Origin of the sequence: Arcticibacter tournemirensis (genome assembly GCF_006716645.1) — a bacterium.
GTDB classification, from domain to species: domain Bacteria; phylum Bacteroidota; class Bacteroidia; order Sphingobacteriales; family Sphingobacteriaceae; genus Arcticibacter; species Arcticibacter tournemirensis.
Genome location: NZ_VFPL01000001.1, coordinates 4,623,438 through 4,645,968, shown reverse-complemented (window position 1 = coordinate 4,645,968; position 22,531 = coordinate 4,623,438). Strand labels below are relative to the sequence as shown.

Below are 22,531 nucleotides of genomic sequence, written 5' to 3'. Positions count from 1 at the left end.
TATTTCTAGCCGAACAGGTCGCTGCTCAGGTATCGGTCGCCACGATCGCAAACAATAAAGACAATAACACCCGATTCAAGTTTTTCTGCTACTTGTAATGCAGCATAAGCTGCGCCGCCGCTGCTCATCCCTGCAAAGATGCCTTCCATTTTAGCGAGTTTCCGCGTCATGTCTGTTGCGTCCTTCTGCGAAATATCAATTACCGAGTCTACTCTGCTGGCATCAAATATTTTAGGCAGATATGCTGCCGGCCAACGGCGAATCCCGGGTATTGACGACTCTTCTGTAGGCTGGCATCCAACTATTTGTATATCTGGATTCTGCTCTTTCAAAAACATAGAAGTGCCCATAATAGTGCCGGTTGTGCCCATAGCACTCACGAAGTGCGTAACAGAGCCTTCTGTATCACGCCAGATCTCTGGCCCCGTTGTATTATAATGAGCAATGTAATTATCCGGGTTTGAAAATTGATTGAGAAGAAAATAGCCGGAGCCTGCGCCTTTTTCTTCAGCATAGTCACGGCATATCTCCATGTTATCCATGAGGATTACTTTAGCGCCAAAGGCTTCCATGGTAAGAGTTCTTTCCCGCGTGGAGTTGGAAGGCATAACCAGCTCAATTTCCAGATCGAACAAGCGCGCCATCATTGCTAATGCAATACCGGTATTTCCGCTCGTCGCTTCAATCAGTTTAGTTCCTGGCTTAATTTCGCCGCGCTCAATAGCCCTTTTTATCATAAACAGAGCAGCCCTGTCTTTAACGCTTCCACCAGGGTTATTTCCCTCTAGTTTTGCGTATATCTTTACATTTCTATTAGTGTGAAGCTTTGTGATTTCCGCCAGGGGCGTATTTCCAACAAGGTTAATTATTCCAGCCATCTTTCTAAATTAAAATTTGCGTTCGAGTACTTTAATCTGCGACTCATGATATACAACAGAACCTGCAGGAACGCTTTTTGTTAACCATACGTTACCGCCAATAATACTATGGCTGCCTATTTCTGTATCTCCCCCTAAAATCGTCGCCCCTGAATAGATTACCACGTGATCTCCAACGGTGGGATGCCTCTTAACAGAGGCCATACTCTTTTCTACACTTAGTGCCCCCAACGTTACTCCCTGATATAACTTGACATGATGCCCTATCTGTGCCGTTTCTCCTATTACAATGCCGGTACCATGATCTATGTACAAGTACTCACTTATTTGCGCGCCAGGGTGAATGTCGATGCCCGTTTTCGAATGGGCATATTCTGTGAGAATGCGCGGAAGCAGTGGTATCTCCAAAAGAAATAAAGCGTTTGCCACTCTATAAAAGGAAATAGCATAAAAGCCCGGATAAGCCCTTATTACCTCAAATTCGCTCTTTGCAGCGGGGTCCCCATCAAGAATTGCAGCTACATCCGTATTTAACAGCCGATACAGTTCAGGAATATCGTTGAAGAATTTGGCAGCTTTCTCTTTGTTGTCACAATTGTGACACGCGCCTGTAGAATCCATGATCTTCCTCAACTGAACTTCAGACGATTCCAGCTCGTCTTCAATCTCCTTTACCGAATGAAACAGGCGTTTTGACTGTTCGGGAAATAAAAGACGAATAAGTCCCAGAGCCCATGTTGCGATCTCTTTGTTCGAGGGAACCGCCTCTATGTCCTGATGTTTATCAAAAATATGTTTATAGAAGTCTTTATTCATGCCACATTCTTCTCTTTCCGAAACAAGTATTATTTGTTGCAATGTTAGGAAAAAGAATATTGTTTATTTGTAAAAAAAGCTGTTAATCACGCATATGCTTCAGTTTGCCAGAACATATCGAATTCGTTACCCCTTGGCGGACGGCCGCAGTTTTTCAGGATCTTTTTTCTGAAAGCTATAGATTAGATAAAAAAGAGCCGGCAGGATAAAGATACTTCCCAGTAACAATGCCATGCCCAGCATATTGATCGCTTTTTCATGCCCGCTGTGTTCCAGCAGGGAAAGATAAGCATTGTTTTTTAGCATTACGATGTTGGGAAAGTGCCTCACCGTTGTAGCGAACAGGATCATAGTAACCTGGAAGCCTGCGAGCAGTCGAAGCACCCGGGTCTTCCCCCTGGCTAATAAATACCATAAGAGTACAAGGGAGAGGGTAGCAGCAATAATGGCTGAAAGCCCCGCTGCATTACCAAAAATCCATTCAATTAAAGGAATTTTCTCCAGGTAGGCTGTGATGAAAACCAGTCCGCCGGATAATACTGCAGCGACGTTCATTTGCTTTGCTTTTCGAATAAACCGCAGTCTGTCCGGTTCGTTCTCTGCCTCGCCAATAAGATAAATGGCCGCAAGAAATCCGCAGATTGCTACTGTAAAAAGACCTACGGATATTGAAAACCAATGAAGCCAGCTATAGATATACGCCGGGAGAAATGTTGATGCGTGAGGGTCTATTTTTCCTGATACAGCAGTTCCTGCAATGATCCCAAGAAAAAGAGGTGTCACAAAGCTGGAATAGACGAAAATCCGGTTGTATAAAACCTGCATATCGTCTACCACTGCATCGTAGTGTCTGAACGTAAATGCTGTGCCCCTGGCAATTATACCCATTAACATAATTACAAGCGGTATATGCAGATATACAGACATCGTCGAATAGATTTCGGGGAAGCCCACAAACAGGATTACGATTGTAATGATCAGCCACATATGGTTAGCCTCCCATACCGGCCCAATCGCCTTGTACATAACCTTTCGGGTACGTTTTCGGTTCTTCGGTGAAGTGAAAAGCTCAATAATTCCTGCTCCAAAATCGGCGCCTCCTAAAAGAAGATATAATAAGATAGCAGCCCAGAGATAAATAATTACGACGTACAACATAATATTAGCCTTTCAATTGATCTGAGTTTGAAGGAATATCGTATATTTTGTCGACCATCTTTATCTGACGGTACAGCATAAATACAACAATGATAGCCAGAGAAATATAAACACCGGTGAAGATATAAAAGGAATATACGATACCGGGCATTGGTGTCACGGCGTCGGCAGTCCGCATAATTCCCTGTATGATCCATGGTTGCCTGCCCACCTCGGTTACAGTCCAGCCAGCCTCAACAGCTATAAAGCCAAGCGGAGTAACAGCAGCAAAAAGTATAAGTAGCCATCTTCTTTCCAGCCAGATCTTTTTCTTCCAAAGGGCTATGAAATATAAGACCGCAACGAACAGCAACAGCATTCCTATTCCAACCATGATCTGAAATGCGTAGTGTGTGATCGCTACAGGCGGATGATCTTCAGGTGGAATGCTGTCTAAACCTTTTACCTCAGCATTCAGGTCGCCAGCCACCATAAAACTCAGGAGTCCTGGTATTTTTATAGCGTAATCGACTTTTTTTTCTTTGACGTCTGGTATGCCCCCGACAATAAGAGGCACCGATTTTCCGGTATGAAAGTGGGCTTCCATTGCTGCAAGCTTGGCCGGCTGGCGTTCTGCTACATCCTTGGCGGATATGTCGCCACTCAAGGGCTGGAGTACGGCCGCAATACAACCAAATACCGCTGCTATTTTAAATGCCTTAGCATGAAAAAGAACATTCTTCCCTTTCAATATCATAAAAGCATGTACGCCTGCCACCGCAAAGCCAGTTGCGACAAATGCGGCAATGCTCATATGCAAGGCCTGCGAAAACCAGGCATCATTGAACATGGCTTTAACAGGATCTATATTGATATATTTACCATCTACGTAATCGAAACCTGAGGGACTGTTCATCCAGCCGTTTGCCGCTACTACAAGGATGCCGGATACGAGTCCGCTAATGCCCACTACCACGCCAGTTACCCAGTGAAACCATGGATTGAATTTGTTCCACCCATAAAGAAAGAAGCCCAGGGCGATAGCTTCAATAAAAAACGCAGTACCCTCAAGGGAAAACGGCATGCCAAAAATAGGTCCGGCATGCAACATGAACGTTGGCCAGAGCAGGCCGAGCTCGAATGATAATACGGTTCCCGAAACAGCGCCTGTTGCAAAAAAAATAGCAACGCCCTTGCTCCATGCTTTTGTGATGTTTTTGTAGACTACATTATTTGTTTTAAGCCAGTAGTAATGCGATACAGCCATAAAAAAAGGCATTACCATACCGATACATGAAAAAATAATGTGGAAACCGAGAGAAAGGGCCATCTGTGACCGTGCTGCTATAAAGTCGTTCATATCTCAAAGAAGGTTTGACGCTTAGGCCGTTGTATCTGGAACAGTTGGCTGCCTGGATGCGACGACATTTGACTGCACAATATTAGATAATTAAACGATCATTATCAATCGCTGTATATTATCCTTCAGAGCTAGCTTTAATGTACAAGATAAACTCAGATCCTCTGTTTTTTTCGCTTACTACCTCTATCGTGCCGTTATTAGCCTCGATAAACTCCTTGCACATTGCAAGACCCAGACTCGTGCCTTTTTCGTTGTTGGTACCTTGGGTACTGATATTGTTTATTTTAAAGATGCTGTCAAGCCGATCGTTGCTGATGCCTACGCCGGTATCTTTTACCGAGAATTTTACAGTAGTTTCCGATTTTCGTTCCGCAGTGATAAACACTCTGCCACCATTTGGGGTGAATTTAATAGCGTTCGACAATAGATTCCTGATCGTAAAGTCAAAGTGGTCGGCATCGCAGTATATTCTGATAGTATCAGTAACGGTATTATCAATATGAATTGACTTGCTATCTGCGGCGGCCGAAAGAAGGTTGACATTTCTTTCTATGATCTCTTTAGGGCAGAATACTACCGGATTAATCACAACTCCTTTTATCTGCATTTCCCCCCATTTAAGCAATTGGTTTAACGTATCAAGAGAGGCATTGCTATTAACAATCAATTTGTTGATGACATCATGTTTTTCATCTGGCGTCAGAGAGTCATCATCGATAATGTACAAAAAGTTGATTACGGATGCGATAGGTTGCCGCAGATCATGTGCGAGAATAGAAAATAGTTTGTCTTTTACGGTGTTCGAGTCTTTTAACTCTGCGTTGGCTCTGTTTAGAAGCCGGTTAAGCTCCTTTGTTCTAAAGTAATGGAAAGCGACGACCAGAAGTAGAATGGCAATTCCAGCGGTTATGAAAAGAATGATTTTTCTTTCAAGAGCCTGCCGGTTGTTCTCATATTTCAGTTCCTGAACTCTTGCTTTCGACTTATTCAGCTCATACTCCGACTGTAAGTTAGCGATCTGTTTAGACATATCCCTATAAAAAAAACTGTCAGCCAGAGCGTGTTCCTGCTCTTTCATTTTCAGCGCCTCTTTATAGTTCTTCAGGTATTTGTACACATCACCCAGCCTTTGCAGGATATCGATCTTCTGTTTAATTGCTCCTTTCTCTTCGGCAAGAGCAAGCGCCTGCTTTAAGTAAAACAAGCAGTAATCAATGTTGTCGTTGCCATAGGTGTCTGCCAGGGTGGTTAACGTCTGCAGCTCGCGGATATAGTTCTGAATCTCCCTTGATTTTTCCAAAGCCGTTTTCTGAAGGCTTATTGATTTTTCCCTGAATCCGGCTTTCGCATACACTGAAGCAAGATTATTAATTAACGTAATATGAAGCCCCCAGAGCTGCGGCTTGTTGCTCAGGTTTATTCCTTTTTGAATGTAAGCCTTTGCAAGCTTGAAATCGCCTTTCTCCCTGTAAACAATTCCGAAGTTGCTGCAGAGGTTTAATGAGAGGCTCGAGAACGGTAAGGTCTTGTCGAGCTTTTCAGCCGATTTTAAATATCTTAACGCAGTATCATATTGTTTTCGGGCGATATAAACTTCACCGAGAGTAATATTCGCCTCCATAATACCCGCCCGGTCGTTTATCTGCTCGCTTAATTCCATTGCTTTCAGAAAGTATCCTATGGCCTCGTCATAGTTACCTTTCCTTAGTTCCACTACGCCCAGCCGCACCGTTTCGGTTGCTTCGCCTTTTTTGGATCTTAGTGCTCTGTAAATAGCTGCGGCTCTGAGATAGTTTTGCCTTGATTCTTCGAACTTCCCAAAGTTATCGCCGATCATGCCCAGCTGATTAAGCATTGTTGCCAGGCCGACACTGTCTTTCTCCCTTTCCGCCAGGGCAATAGCTTTCTCTGCATAATACAATGCAGAGTCGGGCTTATTGTAGCGATACTGTTTTACTAATGCCTCATATTCGCTAACGGTAAAGTTTTTTTTAGCTGAACGTTCAGGATGTTGATCATTCCGCCAGCAGTAACTGAGTAATGTTTGGGTCAGTAAAGTGAAAAAAAGAATTAACCTGTAAAACAGCATTTAAACCACAGTAATGCTTTTATGACAACAGCATAAAATCTGTTAAAGATAGGAGGTTACGCCGAGCATGCGAAATATTTGTAATAATACTATGAATTGCCTGCTCAAAAAAGAAAGTTCGTAATTTCCCGGTAATAAATTAAATGTCGTTAGGTTTATTCATCAAACCCTTACAATTTTGTCGCATGGAATATGAGCACAGCGAGGTGCGTACAAGCAATGTTAATGAGGGGGATGATCGGAAAAACGTTAAACAAATAGGTCTTTGTATCTTTCTTGCCGGATTGTCCTGTTTCGCACAACTGTATCTGTTCCAGCCGATCATGCCTGAGCTTGCCAGACAGTTTCACATAAATCCTGCCGAAAGCAGCTTCGCTGTATCATTTTCAACCATGGGAATGGCCGTAGGACTTTTCAGCGGAATTTTCTTTGCTGATCGCATTTCGAGAAAAAAGTTGATCAGCATAGCCTTAATCAGCTCTTCAGTCCTCACAATCCTCTCCTCGTTCGCCGGATATTTCTGGGTCCTTATATCAATAAATACAGTAAAAGGGATCTTACTTGCCGGATCGGCATCTGTAGTAGTTGCCTATATTGCCGAAGAAGTGCATCCTGGAGTTCTGGGTACCGTTACGAGCATGAATATTGCAGGCAATGCTGTCGGTGGTATGAGCGGACGTATTGTCACAACCTTACTCACGGGCTGGCTGGATTGGGAATGGGCAGCTTGTACTGTTGGAATATTCTGCCTGGGTTGCGGCTTGCTGTTCGCATGGACAGCACCTGAATCACTCCATTTCAGGCCAGTTAAGATCAATGCCGGTGATAAAATTAAGGAGATGAAGCGACATCTGAGTGCGGTCCCTTTATTGTCTATGTTCTTACTGGGTGCAATACTGCTCGGATGTTTTGTAAGCATATACAACTATCTGGGTTTCCGCCTTGAAAATCATCCATTCGATCTGCCTCATGAAGTCATCGCTTCAATTTATCTGATGTACATATTGGGAAGTATCGGCTCGATGGCCGGTGGTGTATTGTCTGATCGCCATGGGGTTCAAAAAACACTGATATTCATGCTCGTTTTAATGCTTTTTGCCTTGTTTTTTCTACTTCCGGGTAATATTCTTCTTGTTGCCGCGGGACTTGGTGTTTTTACATTCGCTTTTTTTGGAGCTCACGCTATAGCTAGTCGCGTCGTGGCCCAGTACATCCCCTTTGAACGCTCAACGAGCATTTCAATCTATCTGCTTTTTTACTATTTGGGGTCTAGTATACTAGGCACTGTTACCGGAATTATAATGCATCACTGGGGCTGGACTGCATTCGTCCTTTCATTAAGTATTCTCGCGTTTTGTGGTGTGTCCCTTTTAACAGTCGTTGGGAAAAGTACCCGTCATGCTGCCCGGTAAAACAGCTTAAGACTAATAGTAAAAAATTAAAACTTTAGCCGCAGTTTTTTAATTATCATTAAAACTACCTTGAATATTTTATGGAAAACCCTTCAGTATGGCGGGACGAAGTACATTCTCCTGCATTTCCCCAATTAAGCGGCGACATTAGCGCGGATGTGGTAATTATTGGCGGTGGCATCACCGGGATCACTGCTGCATATTTACTATCAATAGCCGGGAAGTCGGTTGTCGTGCTTGAGTCAAATAAAGTTGGACAAAGCTCTACTGGTTTTTCGACCGGAAACTTATATGCCTCAGTAGGAGGAGAGGGTCTGCATTCGATATCTTCTAAGTTTAATGAAGCTAAATTAATAGAGGTTGTTGAATCAAGGGCCGCCGCCGTTGATCTTATTGAAGAGATCATAGCTGTAAATGATATCGAATGTGATTTTAAAAGAGTTTCCTGGAATCTGTTTTCCGTAGAAGGGCAGCGCCAGTCGTTTATAAACGACGAAAGGACCGCGGCTGCGGTAGCCGGACTGACCGTCTCGTCTCATGTTCCATATACTTCACCCGTCAAAGATGGTTTTGCTGTCCCTAACCAGGCGCAGTTTAACCCTTTAAAATATGTAGTTTCTCTGGCTTCAAAAATTGACTCGGAATCCTGCCGCATTTTCGAGCATAGCAGGGTAGTGAAAGTGGAAGAAGGAGAGACTTGTACCGTCGAAACAGAGCATGGAAAAGTGACTGCCCCCAAAGTGATCATGGCAACTCACACTCCTAAGGGACTTTATATGGTACATGCTTCTATGGGGCCATACCGCGAGTATGCTGTTGCTGCTATAGCTACTGGATCGTATCCTGAGGCAGGAATTTACTGGGAAATGCAGGAAACAGAGCATTATTCCGTGCGGACTTACGATTCACCTCATGGGAAGATTATTATGGTTCTTGGTGAAATGCATAAGGTTGGACAGAAGGAAGAAAACCTTGAGTGTTATCATAAGCTTGAAGCGTTTTTAAGAAAGCGATTTGATGTGGGCGATGTTGTGTACCGATGGTCAGCACAGCAGTATAAACCTGCTGATAGTATCCCCTATATTGGCCTGAGTTCGGGCGATTCAAAAACGTATATAGCTACCGGGTTTGGTGCCGATGGTTTAGTCTACGGAACGCTCGCTGCTATGATTATCAGTGATAGCATTTTAGAAAAGCCAAACAAGTGGAGCAAAACCTATGATGCATCCCGTATCACGCTTCTCGCATCGGCATCTAACTTCATTAAAGAAAATGCGAACGTGGCATATGAAATGGTTAAGGATCTCCTGACCACAGATGCCGACAGCTTTGCCGAAGTAAGAACCTATGAGGGGAAGATAATGGAGCTCGAGGGTTCAAAATATGCCGTTCATCGCGACGGGGATGGCGAGCTACATATAGTCACTGCTATCTGCCCGCACATGGGTTGTGTGGTTCACTGGAATACCGCCGAACAATCCTGGGACTGCCCATGCCATGGAAGCCGCTTTTCTAAACATGGCGACGTGCTGGAGGGCCCCGCAATCAATCCACTGAAAAAAGTGGTCATTTGATACAGCATACTATAGCGGATAAGTAGCAGTATTGAAAATATGTGCTATAATTGCTCTTTATTTAATTAATCCTGAAGGACAATATGAGAAAACCGGGCAAAATGCTAGGCGCAGGTATGTTGTTAGTTTCAACCGCATTGATAGCAAAGCATTACTTAGCTGATCTTCCTGACTTTATTTACGGCTGTTAATGGGTACGGGCGTCGGACTTGAATTATTTGGGTTATTCAGCACCGGCGGTGATATGTCAAAATTTAAGAAATTCAAAGAAACGCTGTTTAGAAAAGGCGGGTAATAAAAAGGGGGTGTCCAAAAAGGCACCCTCTTTCCTTTTACAAGAGAGTAGGAGTTTTTCAGATTCTTATGAAATAGCTTTTCACTTTATGTTTAATGCAGTTAATTGCTGCATTAGATCGTATAGACATTGTGTTATCATGATGAATCGCGTCAATTTAGGCTTTTTAAGCAGCTTTTGCTGCCATTTTCCTTAAGTTATGTGCTATGGCGGCCAGTCCGAACTCGATATTTACTTTAGGGAGTGTACGTAGTCTGAATCGATTGAACCTGTTATTGCTTTTTAGTTGACCAAATACAGCTTCTGGTTCTATCGCTCTGTTCTTTCTGAGCCTAACACCTTCTTCACTTAACAGCTTTTGCTTCACTTTCTCCTTAAAGGCCCTTAAGGCATGGTTGACCTCAATTTTACGGTCTTCATCGCCTTTATAACACATTTTCCTGAGCGGACAGCCCTGGCAGCTCTCTGTTTTGTAACAGCTCACCTTAGATTTATACCCCAGCTCTGAGATGCGCTCAGATTCCTCCATTTTGATCATACGTTTGCCTGCCGGACATATAAAGTAATCCCCTTGCACATCGTAGGGCAGGTTTGAGGCATGATATATATTCTTTTTAAAGCTGCGTTTTTGTTCTTTATGAAAGTAATTGTACTTGATAAAAGCCTCAATATCATTATCCTCCATCCACTGGTAGTTCTGCTCGCTTCCATACCCTGAGTCTGCCACTACTTTCTTTGATTGTTTATTGTAATGTGCTTTGAACTGCTCCAGGTGGAGGGTCAAAGTGGCAGTATCTCCGGCACGCTGGTGAATGGAAAAGTTGGTAATAAACTGATTCTCGGTACTAATCTGGGTATTATAAGCCGGTTTAAGCTGGCCGTTTTTCATATGGTCTTCCTTCATCCGCATGAAAGTAGCATCCTGATCGGTCTTGCTGTAGCTGTTGCGTGTGCCTAAAGTTTCCAGTTGCGCTTCATATTTCTCAAGTCGGGGAAGTGCATCTTTTTCAAGCTTCTTAACCTCTTTTTTTTGTTGCTTGTTCAGCTCTGCCAAACGACCGTTCAGTTCATCTATCCTGTTCTTAAGTTCCGTTGAACTTACAGGAACGCCTGGCTTTTCCGGTGAGGCCAGTTCCGCTTTATCATGCTTTATAGACCTATCTATATCCCCAAGTACTCCGGTTATTTTTTCTTCCAGCTTTGCTTTATTCTTCTCTGTAGAGCCTTTCCATACAAAGGTATACCGGTTCGAAGCCGATTCCAGCTTGGTGCCGTCCACATACTGGATATCAAGACTGACATAGCCAAGATCAGCCATCAAACGGACCAGTTCTGCAAACAGATGCTGGATCTTATCCTTTAACCGCTTACCACGAAAATCGTTAATAGTGCGGAAATCAGGGGTACTGTTGCCTGATAGCCACATGAAGTGGATATTTTCCTGCAGGGCCTGAGCCATCTTTCGACAAGAATAAATATTACAGAAGTAACTGTAGAAAAGTACTTTAATTAGCATTCTGGGATGAAAGCTGCTGGTACCGCCGCCTTTATATCCTGAAAGAATATCATCGATATTAAGTGATTCAACAACTTGGTTAACAATACGGACAGGATGATCTGATGGAATCCGATCCCCTATGTTCGAGGGAAAAAGCACAACCTGCTGCGAGGTTAACGCCTTAAAATGTACATTTGATCTTGTTTTCATTAGCACCATTAATTTACGAATTAATGGGAAAACAAAAAAGGGTGTCCTTACTTTTTGGACACCCTCATCCAACCAAACCATTACCCTTCCTTATCTTTACCTACTTTAACAAATCCCTCTACACTATTCAAAACCCCTTACACTATCCTTATACTATTCTTTGCGTATAGGGTTACAATTATTTTAAATGTTATAACAATTATTTGATATCTTTTGGCGATGGGGTATGCAAATAGTTATAAAGTCATCAATAATACTACTTACAGCGTTAATAGACGGCCTTTTGCAATTGTTTTACCACCTATCCATGCCAAACTTATTACTTACAACTTTTCCACTATGTAATTGAAAAAATATTACATTAGCAGAAAAAAACCTAACATGTCTGACTGGTGGTCTGCATTATCATTATTTGATAAGATAATTTGGCTAATAACCATTCCCGTTACTGTAATATTTATTATAGAATTGATCCTCACTTTTGCAGGAATGGACAGCAATAGTGATTTGAACGCTGATTTTGACGGCGATTTGGACAGTAGTTCGGGGGACGGGGCGCCCTTCCAGCTGTTCACTTTCCGTAATTTTATAAACTTTTTTCTTGGCTTTGGCTGGTCGGTAATTGCCCTGAAAAGTACCATTACGAATCAACTCTTACTTGTCGTTACCGCAGCTGCAATCGGACTGGTTCTGGTCGCCATTGTAATGTATCTTTTCTTCTGGCTTACCGGTATGGCTCAGGACGGCAGCATGGATCTTCGAAACGCGGTTCGCAAGACTGCTGAAGTTTATCTTACTATTCCTCCACGGAAAACCGGAATTGGCAAAGTACACATACGGCTGCAGGGCAATATCAGGGAACTAGATGCTGTTACTTTAGGCGAATCTTTGAAGAGCGGCGAGTTTGTAACCGTCACGGATATCGTAGACGGTCGACTGTTGCTTGTTGAAAAAATGAATTAAATAGTAATACCTAATCCACAATTATGAATCCACTTATTATTGTTGTTGTTTTCGCTGTCGTAATCTTTGTTACGTTTGCAGCTATTTTGTCGCGATACAAAAGATGCCCTTCCGATCGCATTCTTGTTGTCTATGGACGTACCGGAAAGAACAAAGAAGGAGGAATTTCCACTGCGCGGTGTGTCCACGGAGGAGCCGCTTTTATCTGGCCAGTCTTTCAGGATTATGCCTTTCTCGAATTAAAGCCCATTTCAATCGAAGCGAACCTCACCAATGCACTTTCAAAACAGAATATCCGGGTAGATGTTCCCTGCCGCTTCACTGTCGGTATATCAACAGAGCCTGAGGTTATGAGCAATGCTGCCGAAAGACTTCTCGGCCTTACAATGGAGCAGATCCAGGAGCTTTCTAAAGATTTACTGTTCGGACAGCTGCGACTTGTGATCGCTACGATGGATATCGAAGAGATTAATAACGACCGCGACAAGTTCTTAGCGAATGTAACTAACAACGTAGATGCAGAGATCCGAAAGATCGGATTGAAACTTATCAACGTGAACGTAACTGATATTCGTGATGAATCGGGTTATATTGAAGCCTTAGGAAAAGAAGCAGCCGCTAAAGCAATTAATGAAGCGAAGAAGAGTGTTGCAGAACAGGAACGTTACGGTGAAATCGGTAAAGCCGAAGCGGACCGCGATAAGGATATCAAAATATCGGAGACACAGCGCGACCGCGATTCACAGATCGCCAATGCAGTAAAGGACCGTGAAGTGTTAATAGCTGCTGCAAAAAGGGATGAAGCGATAGGGAAGGCCGAGGCAGAACGCGACAGGGATATACGCATAGCAGAAACTGGTCGTGATACCCGTATTAAAATTGCATCCAATAACGCAAGCGCCGTAGAGGGTGAAAACTCTGCAAAAATTGCCATAGCTAGTTCGGACGCATTGAGGAGGGAAAAAGAAGCAGAAGCAAACAGAATCGCTATCGCTGCCGAAAAAGTTCAGGAAGCTAAAGCGCTGGAGGAAGCCTATAACGCAGAAAAGCTTGCAGAAATGGCGAGGGCTGAACGCGAAAGAGCGTCTCAGAAAGCAAATATTGTAGTTCCCGCCGAAATTGATAAAGAAAAGATGATCATTGATGCTGAAGCGGAGGCTGAAAAGGTGAGGAGAGAAGCTAAAGGACAGGCCGATGCCATCTTTGCAAAAATGGAAGCAGAAGCAAAAGGTATCTATGAGATTTTAACAAAGCAGGCTGAGGGGTACGAGCAAATCGTGAAGGCTGCCGGAGGAGATCCCAAGCAAGCTATTACCTTCCTTATTGCCGATAAGCTTCCTGAATTAGTAAAAACCCAGGTGGAAGCAGTGAAGAATATCAAGATCGATAAAATAACTGTTTGGGACGGTAATAACAATGGTACTGGAAAAACCTCTACTTCTAACTTTATATCAGGCATGATGCAATCCGTACCTCCGTTGAACGACTTGTTTAATATGGCTGGTATGGAACTTCCTCATTATCTGAAAGGCGAAGGAAAGCCCGCTCAGGAGGCCGGGTCAGAAGTGCTTCCCGAAGATAAAAAAGATTAGTGCAGAGCCAGGAGTTGTATCATAGCGGTACAACTCCTGATTTCAGTCTACCATGAATTCTATATTTTTATTATTTTTGGCTTTCTACCTCCAAAATCTAATTCCGTTTATTTGCGTTGTTTTTTGAAAATTTAAAGGCCTTTAGGCATCAGGGATATGGTCAGATATTTTACACCTTTACTTATAGCTTATATTTTAATCACTGTTTCGTGCGGGAAAACCGAGAATCCTGTACCGAAAAAGAATATAGAAAGGATATTAATTGCGCCTGAAATGATTATTCAACGAAAAGGTGTGGCCTTTGATGTTGCTGTGAGATATTTTAAAGATTACACTGATCACGATAAAGTCTCGCTTACATTAAACGGACAGACCGGGGCATTACAAAGTGAGACGTCCGCCGAATTAGAAGGAACGACGATGGTATTCAGATTTCAGCCTGTCGGCCAGGCGGGAGATTTCCCGCTAAAGGTGGTTATCGATAACGGTCAGGAAGTGGTTGAACAGCAGTTGGCTTTAAGATTTGTAAATGATTTTACCTTAGCCGGCGTTTGGAATAGTCTTCAAAAGGATTACCTCTCCACCATCTTGTTTAGAGTCGATAGAAGTAATGAAGGGCATGTTCAGGTTAATACTTTCCGTTATGCAGAGCCCTATACAGGTTTTGGACTTTATTTCCTTACCAGCCGACCCGCGCTTATGGTCCAGCAAAAACCGTTTATTAATGGTCTGAGTGGAAATTATGTTCTTGAATTTGCCAACGGGGTATTACAGAATATAAAAATCTCGCATGGAGAAAAAATTGTAGATACAGATTATAATCCAGCCACAACACGAGCAGAGATTGCTTCGGTAGATGGTGTTACACTAATTTCCGAAGAAACCGTTGGTAATGACAAGATTACTACTTATCGAATTCAGGATTTTAAGCTCTCGCTACATGAAACTCCCCAGGAGGTTTATACAATTGTAACCCGGATACCTGGATAAGAGATGGATATTTCCGTTGCAGCCGGTTTTCGGAGATGCTATGTCAATCAATACATCTCATTCCCAGATTCCGTTTTGTTCGGTCAGAATAATCGGAAATCCGTCTGTAACAACTATAGTATGCTCGTGCTGGACGCTAAAGCCGCCTTTATCGCCAACTAAGGTGAAATCATCGGAGAGTTCTATAGCCAAAGAAGAATCAGTTGCTATAAATGTCTCGATAGCCACAACGGTATTCTTACGGAACCTTCTTTGATCTAATCGATCACGGTAGTTCAATATCGCATCAGGTCGTTCATGCAGAGCTCTTCCTATTCCGTGTCCTCCCAGGTTCTTAATAACTTTATATCCCCTTTTTTTAGCTTCATTTTCGATCAGCCCGCCGACTTCATTTATTTTAACGCCTCCTTTTATCATGGTGATCGCTTTTTTCAGTATTTCCCTGGAAGTGTCGATTAGGTGAGCCTTACCATGGATATCCTGGCCAACAATAAATGAACCACCATTGTCTGACCAAAAGCCTGCCAGTTCAGCTGAAACGTCGATATTGAGCAAGTCTCCTTCCTGGATAATCCTCTTGTCAGAAGGGATGCCATGACACACCTCATTATTGATGCTGATGCAGGTATTGCCGGGAAATTTGTAGGTTAAGTAGGGAGCAGACTTTGCACCAAATTTCTTCAGTAAGCCGCCGCCATAATTATCCAAATCCCTGGTGCTCATTCCCGGGCAGGCATATGCGCGCATATCCCTTAATGTTAATGCCACGGCATCACTTACCTCTTTCATTCCTGCCAGGTCTGTTTCATTTTCTATGATCATAAATCTTATATGTTGCCCGAAATTAGGCGAAAAGGAACGTCCGTTGATAGTATAACTTAGACATTTAAACATTTTCTAGCCCCGAAATTGAATATCTTTGCATAGATGCCTATTAACTTTTTTAAACATCTGGCTGTTCACAATGACGATCATATCCTCAGGATCGCTCCTCTTGAGCATTTAAAGGAGATTGTGGAAGGCTTTTATGTATTTAAGGCAGGATATAGAGTAGAGAGAGAGCTGTTCTTTAACGACGGCTACCCTGTGATAGCTCTTATGCAAAACAGGAACGAGAACGTGAGCGTGAGTATCGATGGGCATATGAAAAGTGTTGGCAATGCATGGGTTTGCGGTGGTGTGCTGAGGAACACTTATTGCGAATCCGGACTTGATTTCCAGGATTGCTTCGTTATTCGCTTTTACGCAGTAACTTTCTTCAAGTTATTTGGCATTAATGAAGATTATTTCCACCAAAAACAGGTCTTCGATTTTTCGGAAATAGCCGGATATGGGTTTGAACAGTTCGAAGAAGCTTATTATCATGGTTCTTCCCTGGAAGAGCGAATGAAGATAACTGTGAGGTTTCTTTCGGAGAAGGTGAATACCTATTCATACCCGAAAGTCCTTCTCGACATACAGAAATATATCGATAGACGTGGTAACCTTACGGTTAGGGATGTTATGGACGGCTATGCGGTTCGCCTGAACTATAAATGGCTGGAAAGGAACTTTAAAAAGCACTTAGGTATCTCGCCGCAAAACTACCTCTTGATAAGACGTTTTCTGAATGCTTACATTGATTTGGATTCTTTAACCTCTAAAGAGCTTTTAGAAATCGCCATAGATAATGGTTATTATGACGACAACCATTTTATAAAGGACTTCCGGCGATTCTCCGGGGTACCGCCCAAAACCTATTTCAGCAGATCAAAAGGAGCTAAAACAGATAAGGAGAACTACGCGAAGTAATTGTCTATCTTTTATAAACAAAAAATGCGATTAACCTGTCGATTAATCGCATTCAGTGCTCCCGAAGGGATTCGAACCCCCATCATCAGAACCGGAATCTGACATTCTATCCATTGAACTACGGAAGCGTGCATCAACGAATGATGCCGCAAATATATATAATCCGCCTTTACGCGGCAAGCGACTTAAACATTAAATCTGAAGTGCATGATGTCGCCGTCTTCAACAACATACGTTTTACCCTCCACGCTTAACTTGCCAGCCTCTTTACAGGCTGCTTCAGATCCAAGTTTAATGAAGTCCTCGTATTTGATAACCTCGGCCCTGATAAAGCCTTTCTCGAAATCGCTATGGATGACCCCTGCCGCTTGCGGTGCAGTAAAGCCCTGTGTAATCGTCCATGCTCTTACTTCCTGAACTCCGGCCGTAAAGTAAGTAGCCAGGTTAAGTAGTTTGTAGGCAGCTCGTATAAGCCGGCTCACACCCGACTCTTCCAAGCCTAGGTCATTCAGGAACATCTCCCGCTCTTCGTAGCTTTCAAGTTCGGCAATCTCGGACTCTATCTTTGCCGAAATAACCAGCACTTCAGCATTTTCTTCTTTCACGGCCTCTTTCACCTGCTCTACATATGCATTACCATTGGTAACCGATCCTTCGTCTACATTACAGACATACATCACCGGTTTTGATGTGAGCAGGAACAGATCGGCGATATGTTCTTTATCTTCTTCAGAAATAGGCGCTGTGCGTACCGATTTACCTGATTCAAGATGGTTCTTTATAATCGTGCAAACCTCATATGCTTTTTTTGCGTCCTTATCACCGCCGGTTTTAGCCATTTTTTCCACCTTCTGGATCTTTTTAGAAACAGTTTCCAGGTCTTTTAGCTGTAACTCAGTGTCGATAATCTCCTTATCTCGTATCGGATCTACGGAGCCGTCAACATGAACTACATTGCCGTCATCAAAGCAGCGCAATACATGGATAATCGCATTAGTAGCCCGGATATTGCCCAAAAACTGGTTTCCCAGCCCTTCGCCCTTGCTTGCACCTTTCACCAGCCCGGCTATGTCAACAATCTCTATCGTGTTTGGAACTATCCTGTTGGGGTTAACAAGTTCCGCTAATTTAGTCAGACGATCATCCGGAACCGTTATTACCCCGATGTTGGGTTCTATGGTACAGAACGGGAAGTTCGCTGCCTGAGCCTTCGCATTTGATAAACAATTAAAGAGAGTTGATTTTCCAACGTTGGGTAAACCAACGATTCCGCATTGTAAAGCCATTTATAGTTATGAGATATTAGTTATGAGATATTAGCCTTGATTCTTGATTCTTCTCTTGATTTTTTTTAGCTGAAGCGGTATCCGATAAGTTTATATATCAGTTTCGCCAGCGTGTATTCCGATAATATGCTTCCTTCAACAGGGGCGCATTCTACTACATCGAAGCCTACTACGTTTCTTTCCTTGCAAACCATCTTAAGCAGTTCTAGCGTTTCACCCCAAAAAAGTCCGTTTGGCTCTGCTGTGCCAACGGCTGGTATGACCGAAGGGTCGAAGCCATCTGCGTCAATTGTGATATAAACGTCATTGCTCATAGGTGCTATTAATTCTTCCATCCACAAGGGATTTTGCCTTATCTGGTGAGCATAAAACGTATGTATATTGTCTGCTTTCTTAATCAGGTCAGCTTCTTCACGTGACTGTGCTCTGATACCAGCCTGGCAAATGGTCAACCCCATTTCATGGATGCGAGCCATAACAGAAGCATGTGAATAGATATTATCATGATAGCTGAATCTGAGATCAGAATGCGCGTCGATCTGTAGAACAGTAAGATTGCGGTACTTTTTCGCAAAAGCTTTAACAATCCCGAAGGTGACAGTATGTTCTGCTCCAATCGAAACCACAAACTTATTGTCACTAAGAAGCTCCGACGTCTCATCTGCAATAAAATTCACTGCATCTTCATTAACCTTGTCGTTAAAGCTTGCAGGAACTAAAGTGCCTATTCCTATTTTTTCTGCAATGTCGGCGTCTATTTCTTCATCGTACGTTTCAACAAACTCCGACGCTTTAACTATTGCCGCCGGACCCTTCGACGAGCCGGGAAGGTAGGATGACGTGTATTCATAAGGAAACTGTTGAATAATAACGCTGCAATTAGCATAATCGCAGTGAGACTTGTCTGTCAATCCTAAAAAGTTATTACGATCTAGCGCCTTCATGAGAAAAATAAAAGGGCAAAGATAAGAAATATGTAATTGCGGCTGCCCTATAAAAAAGAAAACCATCCCGGTATGCCAGAATGGTTATTGTCCGTTAAGTGTACGGCTATATTTCGAAGGAAAAATCATCTCCAGCCTTTGCCGGCTCTGCATGACCTTCCGTAAACTCATATCTCTTCTCTACAACATCCTGATTCGCTTTGATGTATTCCACAGTTTCCTTCAGCCCCTCAGAAAATTTTTCAAAATCCTCCTTGTACAAGAAAATCTTATGCTTCACGAAAACGCCGTCCTCTAAACGTTTCTTGCTCTCTGTTACCGTGATGTAATAGTCATTTGAACGTGTTGCCTTTACATCGAAAAAATAGGTACGCTTTCCGGCTCTTACTTTTTTTGAAAAAACCTCTTCTCTCTCTTTGTTTTCAAAATCTCCCATGTTATAGTTAAAGTTTGGTTGCGGTAAATATAATGGAATAATTTTTAATCTTCAAAATACATTTTTTAGCGTTGCAACACTAATTTAACCTAGAGGTTCCTGTTCTTCAAGTAGTTGTTTTTCATAAAGATTTAGATAAACGCCCCTTTTGGCCATTAGTTGCTGGTGACTTCCCTGTTCTGCGATCTTGCCGTCCTCCAAAACAAGTATTTTGTCGGCATTTTTTATAGTGGAAACACGATGAGCGATGATTATGCTGGTTTTTTCACTCATATTTTTTCCGAGTCGCGATAAAATCTCTTCTTCAGTTTTTGTATCTACCGCCGAAAGACAATCGTCGAGGATCAGAATTTGTGGTTTTTTTATCAGTGCGCGTGCGATGGAGATACGTTGTTTTTGTCCGCCCGAAAGGGTGATTCCCCGTTCTCCTACGAGCGTATCAAATCCGTGTTCAAACTGGATGATGTTATCATAAACCGCTGCTTCCTTTGCTGCCTGTTCTACTTCCTCTTTATCGGTTTTATTGCGGCCGAAGGCAATATTATTTGAAATAGTATCAGAAAACAGAAACACCTCCTGAGGAACAAAGCCTATCTGGCTTCTGTATTGCCGGATATCAAGTCGCTTTATCGGTTTGCCGTCTACGAATATGTTGCCGGATGTAACATCATACATCCTGAGCAAAAGATTGGCAATAGTCGACTTCCCTGACCCTGTTCTTCCGATGATAGCCAGAAATTCTCCTGGTTTAACTTCAAAAGAAATATCGTCGAGCGCTTTTATTCCCGTATCGGGGTATACGAAACTGACGTTTTCGAACTTAATATGGCCTTTCACATCCAACTTTGAAGATTCAGCCGATACGATCTCTGGAGAAGTGTTCAGAAATTCGTTAATCCTTTTTTGGGAAGCAGCTGCTCTCTGAACAAGGGAAGTGACCCATCCAAGCGACATCACCGGAAACATTAGCTGGTTAACATATACGATAAACTCGGCGATATTACCAGAAGTGATTGTGCCGTTCATTACTTCAATGCCGCCGATATAGATCGTAATAATAGTACTCAGTCCGATAAGAAGAAGCATTGAGGGATAAAAAAGCGCTTGTACCTGCACCAGGTCAAGTGATGTTTTTTTATATTCTTCACTTTCGCCCGCGAATTTGTTTCGTATTTCGTCCTCGCGTCCATAGGCTTTAATTACTCTGACTCCCGAAAATGTTTCCTGTACGAATCCCGATAATTTCGAGAGCTGTTGCTGTATGCGTTCACTCCGCAGGTTGATTGTGTTGTGAACTTTATAAATTGTCAACGCAAGTATTGGTAAAGGCAAGATGCTGTAAAGGGCAAGTTTCAGGTTGACATTCACCATAAAAACAATAACCAGGATAAAAAGAACTACGGTATTGATGGCATACATAATAGCCGGACCGACGTACATTCTTACACGGCTTACATCTTCAGTTGCGCGGTTCATCAGGTCGCCGGTATTATTCCTGCGATAAAAGCTCATCGACAGGTCCTGGTAATGCTGATATATTTCGTTTTTGAGATCGTACTCTATGTGCCTCGACATCAGGATGATGGTTTGACGCATAAAGAACAGGAAGATCCCGCGCAGCAAAGCCAGTAACAAAACGGTTGCGCCGAACAGCAACAGGCTGTAGCCGAAGATCTGATAGATAAGCTCCTGCCTGTTAAAGCCGTTGAAGAGACGGTATATGCTGATGTTTTCTGTAACGAGATCAAAAGCAATACGAACTACCTGGGCTGGTAAAACGCCGAAAATATTCGAAATGATCACGAAAATAATCCCAGGCACAAGTCGCCACCGGTATTTGTAGAAGAATTTATTCAGATATGCAAGATCTTTCATTCCAGTGGGGCAAAAGTAAGGATTTTAGAAAAGAATTAGTTAAACTGCCTTCGGACGGCGACTTTTTGATCCCCCGCTGACGATGACGTGTACCGAATAATCTATGTCTTTTCTCATTCCTTACCTAACCTGGTGGACTGGATAAAACCCCGGGCCTGCGAGGGATAGACTGCAAGACCAGGAAATGCAGGTGGCTGGGCTCTTTTGAAGAGATTTCCCCTGAAAATACCTGATGCGGGCCCGCATTTGTTAAAAAAATAGTATTTTTGCAATCAAATTCCGTCCGCTAAGTATGTCTTTAAAGTCTTTTGAAGAAAATTCCGTATTCAATCAGTTAAGTAAGTGTTCTCATCGAAACGTGGTTTTTTGCAGTGATGAAGATACCGGACTGCAAGCCATTATTGCTATTCACGATATCACATTAGGGCCGGCTTTAGGCGGCACAAGGATGTGGGCATATAAAACCGAGGCGGATGCGCTTCAGGATGTTTTGCGTTTGTCGAGAACAATGACCTATAAAGCCGCCATTAGCGGGCTTAATCTGGGAGGCGGGAGCGCTGTTATCATCGGAGATAACAGGACAGACAAGTCTGAAGCTTTGATGCGCCGGTTTGGCCAGTTTATCAGGAACCTTAATGGTTCATTCATCACGGCCGAAGATCTGGGTACTAATCCGCGCGATATGGAGTATATCCGCATGGAAACAAAGTATGTTACCGGGGTACCCGAATCAATGGGAGGTAGTGGCGATCCTTCACCTATTGCAGCCAAAGGCGTACTCATGGGCATCAAGGCCTGCATTAAAGAGCAATATGGCAACGATAGTCTTGCAGGTCGTTCGGTGGCAGTACAGGGCATCGGACAGGTAGGCGAGAACCTCGTATATCTCTTAAGAGAAGAAAATGCGAAGGTTTACGTCAGTGATATTAACGAAGACCGCCTGGTACAGGTAGCGAGGAAATATGGGGCAGAGGCCGTTTCGAATAATAATATACTCGACCTTGAGTTTGATGTTTATTCACCATGTGCTCTTGGTGGAACCATAAATTCAGAAACTATCCCCCGGATGAAGTGCTCTATTATCGCCGGGTCGGCTAATAATCAGCTTGCTGATGAAGAGCTTCACGGGAAGATGCTTCTGGATAGTGGCATTCTTTACGCACCTGATTATCTTATCAATGCGGGAGGGATGATCAATTGCTATTCGGAATTATCAGGTTACAGCCGCAAGAGAACCATGCAGCTAGCTGAAAATATCTATTCGGCTACCAGAAAAGTACTGAAGAAATCCAAAGAAGAAAATATACCTGCAAATAAAGCGGCAGATATTATTGCCGAAAAGCGCATCGCTGATATACGTAAGATTAAAGCATCACATTAAT

At 42.9% G+C, this 22,531-nt stretch carries 18 protein-coding genes and 1 tRNA gene; 7 read left to right on the top strand and 12 right to left on the bottom strand.

Annotated elements, in window-relative coordinates; translation table 11 throughout:
* Positions 1 to 5: 5 nt before the first annotated feature.
* From cysM to BDE36_RS19305, 5 genes are all read right to left on the bottom strand, one after another.
* Positions 6 to 878: a cysteine synthase CysM gene (gene cysM / locus BDE36_RS19325; RefSeq protein WP_128768428.1), complete on the bottom strand. Its 873-nt coding sequence runs from the start codon at positions 876 to 878 to the stop codon at positions 6 to 8.
* Between the two features lie 9 nt (positions 879 to 887).
* A complete protein-coding gene (gene epsC, locus BDE36_RS19320; protein WP_141816176.1) occupies positions 888 to 1,694 on the bottom strand; it encodes a serine O-acetyltransferase EpsC in 807 nt (268 codons plus the stop codon).
* A 126-nt stretch (positions 1,695 to 1,820) separates the two neighbouring features.
* Positions 1,821 to 2,852, bottom strand: coding sequence for a cytochrome d ubiquinol oxidase subunit II (locus tag BDE36_RS19315; RefSeq protein ID WP_141816175.1), 1,032 nt, complete (start codon positions 2,850 to 2,852; stop codon positions 1,821 to 1,823).
* Positions 2,853 to 2,856: 4 nt separating this feature from the next.
* The gene (locus BDE36_RS19310) at positions 2,857 to 4,191 is read right to left on the bottom strand and encodes a cytochrome ubiquinol oxidase subunit I (RefSeq protein WP_141816174.1); all 1,335 of its coding nucleotides are present in this window, start codon (positions 4,189 to 4,191) and stop codon (positions 2,857 to 2,859) included.
* 118 nt (positions 4,192 to 4,309) lie between these two features.
* A complete protein-coding gene (locus BDE36_RS19305; protein ID WP_141816173.1) occupies positions 4,310 to 6,283 on the bottom strand; it encodes a tetratricopeptide repeat-containing sensor histidine kinase in 1,974 nt (657 codons plus the stop codon).
* A gap of 185 nt (positions 6,284 to 6,468) precedes the next feature.
* Here BDE36_RS19305 and BDE36_RS19300 point away from each other — a divergent pair, with 185 nt between their 5' ends.
* On the top strand, positions 6,469 to 7,695 hold the full coding sequence (locus BDE36_RS19300; RefSeq protein WP_161987721.1) for an MFS transporter: 1,227 nt from the start codon (positions 6,469 to 6,471) through the stop codon (positions 7,693 to 7,695).
* 80 nt (positions 7,696 to 7,775) lie between these two features.
* Positions 7,776 to 9,269, top strand: a complete 1,494-nt coding sequence (locus BDE36_RS19295) for an FAD-dependent oxidoreductase (protein ID WP_141816171.1) — start codon at positions 7,776 to 7,778, stop codon at positions 9,267 to 9,269.
* Between the two features lie 461 nt (positions 9,270 to 9,730).
* Here BDE36_RS19295 and BDE36_RS19290 read toward each other — a convergent pair whose 3' ends face one another.
* Positions 9,731 to 11,272, bottom strand: a complete 1,542-nt coding sequence (locus BDE36_RS19290; RefSeq protein ID WP_141813451.1) for an IS1182 family transposase — start codon at positions 11,270 to 11,272, stop codon at positions 9,731 to 9,733.
* Positions 11,273 to 11,653: 381 nt separating this feature from the next.
* Between BDE36_RS19290 and BDE36_RS19285 the strand changes: the two genes are divergently transcribed.
* From BDE36_RS19285 to BDE36_RS19275, 3 genes are all read left to right on the top strand, one after another.
* Entirely contained in the window at positions 11,654 to 12,235 is a 582-nt protein-coding gene (locus BDE36_RS19285) for a hypothetical protein (protein ID WP_141816170.1), read from the top strand.
* 23 nt (positions 12,236 to 12,258) lie between these two features.
* Entirely contained in the window at positions 12,259 to 13,827 is a 1,569-nt protein-coding gene (locus BDE36_RS19280; protein WP_141816169.1) for a flotillin family protein, read from the top strand.
* Positions 13,828 to 14,100: 273 nt separating this feature from the next.
* Positions 14,101 to 14,817: a hypothetical protein gene (locus BDE36_RS19275; protein WP_141816168.1), complete on the top strand. Its 717-nt coding sequence runs from the start codon at positions 14,101 to 14,103 to the stop codon at positions 14,815 to 14,817.
* 57 nt (positions 14,818 to 14,874) lie between these two features.
* Here the strand turns inward: BDE36_RS19275 and map are convergent, their stop codons facing one another.
* Positions 14,875 to 15,639: a type I methionyl aminopeptidase gene (gene map, locus BDE36_RS19270; RefSeq protein ID WP_141816167.1), complete on the bottom strand. Its 765-nt coding sequence runs from the start codon at positions 15,637 to 15,639 to the stop codon at positions 14,875 to 14,877.
* 105 nt (positions 15,640 to 15,744) lie between these two features.
* On the opposite strand from map, the gene BDE36_RS19265 reads away from it, so the two are divergent.
* Complete coding sequence (locus BDE36_RS19265) at positions 15,745 to 16,608, top strand: helix-turn-helix domain-containing protein (RefSeq protein ID WP_141816166.1); 864 nt, start codon at positions 15,745 to 15,747, stop codon at positions 16,606 to 16,608.
* 56 nt (positions 16,609 to 16,664) lie between these two features.
* Here BDE36_RS19265 and BDE36_RS19260 read toward each other — a convergent pair.
* The 5 genes from BDE36_RS19260 to BDE36_RS19240 form a co-directional block, all read right to left on the bottom strand.
* A tRNA-Arg gene (locus BDE36_RS19260) sits at positions 16,665 to 16,736 on the bottom strand.
* A 57-nt stretch (positions 16,737 to 16,793) separates the two neighbouring features.
* Positions 16,794 to 17,894, bottom strand: coding sequence for a redox-regulated ATPase YchF (gene ychF / locus BDE36_RS19255; protein ID WP_141816165.1), 1,101 nt, complete (start codon positions 17,892 to 17,894; stop codon positions 16,794 to 16,796).
* A gap of 65 nt (positions 17,895 to 17,959) precedes the next feature.
* On the bottom strand, positions 17,960 to 18,838 hold the full coding sequence (gene speB, locus BDE36_RS19250; protein WP_161987717.1) for an agmatinase: 879 nt from the start codon (positions 18,836 to 18,838) through the stop codon (positions 17,960 to 17,962).
* Positions 18,839 to 18,944: 106 nt separating this feature from the next.
* Positions 18,945 to 19,274 carry a DUF3276 family protein gene (locus tag BDE36_RS19245; protein ID WP_128768389.1) on the bottom strand — a complete coding sequence of 110 codons (330 nt, stop codon included), beginning with the start codon at positions 19,272 to 19,274 and terminating at the stop codon, positions 18,945 to 18,947.
* A gap of 84 nt (positions 19,275 to 19,358) precedes the next feature.
* Positions 19,359 to 21,149 carry an ABC transporter ATP-binding protein gene (locus BDE36_RS19240; RefSeq protein ID WP_128768388.1) on the bottom strand — a complete coding sequence of 597 codons (1,791 nt, stop codon included), beginning with the start codon at positions 21,147 to 21,149 and terminating at the stop codon, positions 19,359 to 19,361.
* A 292-nt stretch (positions 21,150 to 21,441) separates the two neighbouring features.
* Here BDE36_RS19240 and BDE36_RS19235 point away from each other — a divergent pair, with 292 nt between their 5' ends.
* Entirely contained in the window at positions 21,442 to 22,530 is a 1,089-nt protein-coding gene (locus BDE36_RS19235) for a Glu/Leu/Phe/Val family dehydrogenase (RefSeq protein ID WP_128768387.1), read from the top strand.
* The last annotated feature ends 1 nt before the right edge of the window (position 22,531 follow it).

Excerpts from the sequence above, each read along its gene's own strand:
- cysM (WP_128768428.1), bottom strand. The coding sequence starts at position 878 with ATGGCTGGAATAATTAACCTTGTTGGAAATACGCCCCTGGCGGAAATC.
- epsC (WP_141816176.1), bottom strand. The coding sequence starts at position 1,694 with ATGAATAAAGACTTCTATAAACATATTTTTGATAAACATCAGGACATA.
- BDE36_RS19315 (WP_141816175.1), bottom strand. The coding sequence starts at position 2,852 with ATGTTGTACGTCGTAATTATTTATCTCTGGGCTGCTATCTTATTATAT.
- BDE36_RS19310 (WP_141816174.1), bottom strand. The coding sequence starts at position 4,191 with ATGAACGACTTTATAGCAGCACGGTCACAGATGGCCCTTTCTCTCGGT.
- BDE36_RS19305 (WP_141816173.1), bottom strand. The coding sequence starts at position 6,283 with ATGCTGTTTTACAGGTTAATTCTTTTTTTCACTTTACTGACCCAAACA.
- BDE36_RS19300 (WP_161987721.1), top strand. The coding sequence starts at position 6,469 with ATGGAATATGAGCACAGCGAGGTGCGTACAAGCAATGTTAATGAGGGG.
- BDE36_RS19295 (WP_141816171.1), top strand. The coding sequence starts at position 7,776 with ATGGAAAACCCTTCAGTATGGCGGGACGAAGTACATTCTCCTGCATTT.
- BDE36_RS19290 (WP_141813451.1), bottom strand. The coding sequence starts at position 11,272 with ATGAAAACAAGATCAAATGTACATTTTAAGGCGTTAACCTCGCAGCAG.
- BDE36_RS19285 (WP_141816170.1), top strand. The coding sequence starts at position 11,654 with ATGTCTGACTGGTGGTCTGCATTATCATTATTTGATAAGATAATTTGG.
- BDE36_RS19280 (WP_141816169.1), top strand. The coding sequence starts at position 12,259 with ATGAATCCACTTATTATTGTTGTTGTTTTCGCTGTCGTAATCTTTGTT.
- BDE36_RS19275 (WP_141816168.1), top strand. The coding sequence starts at position 14,101 with ATGATTATTCAACGAAAAGGTGTGGCCTTTGATGTTGCTGTGAGATAT.
- map (WP_141816167.1), bottom strand. The coding sequence starts at position 15,639 with ATGATCATAGAAAATGAAACAGACCTGGCAGGAATGAAAGAGGTAAGT.
- BDE36_RS19265 (WP_141816166.1), top strand. The coding sequence starts at position 15,745 with ATGCCTATTAACTTTTTTAAACATCTGGCTGTTCACAATGACGATCAT.
- ychF (WP_141816165.1), bottom strand. The coding sequence starts at position 17,894 with ATGGCTTTACAATGCGGAATCGTTGGTTTACCCAACGTTGGAAAATCA.
- speB (WP_161987717.1), bottom strand. The coding sequence starts at position 18,838 with ATGAAGGCGCTAGATCGTAATAACTTTTTAGGATTGACAGACAAGTCT.
- BDE36_RS19245 (WP_128768389.1), bottom strand. The coding sequence starts at position 19,274 with ATGGGAGATTTTGAAAACAAAGAGAGAGAAGAGGTTTTTTCAAAAAAA.
- BDE36_RS19240 (WP_128768388.1), bottom strand. The coding sequence starts at position 21,149 with ATGAAAGATCTTGCATATCTGAATAAATTCTTCTACAAATACCGGTGG.
- BDE36_RS19235 (WP_128768387.1), top strand. The coding sequence starts at position 21,442 with ATGTCTTTAAAGTCTTTTGAAGAAAATTCCGTATTCAATCAGTTAAGT.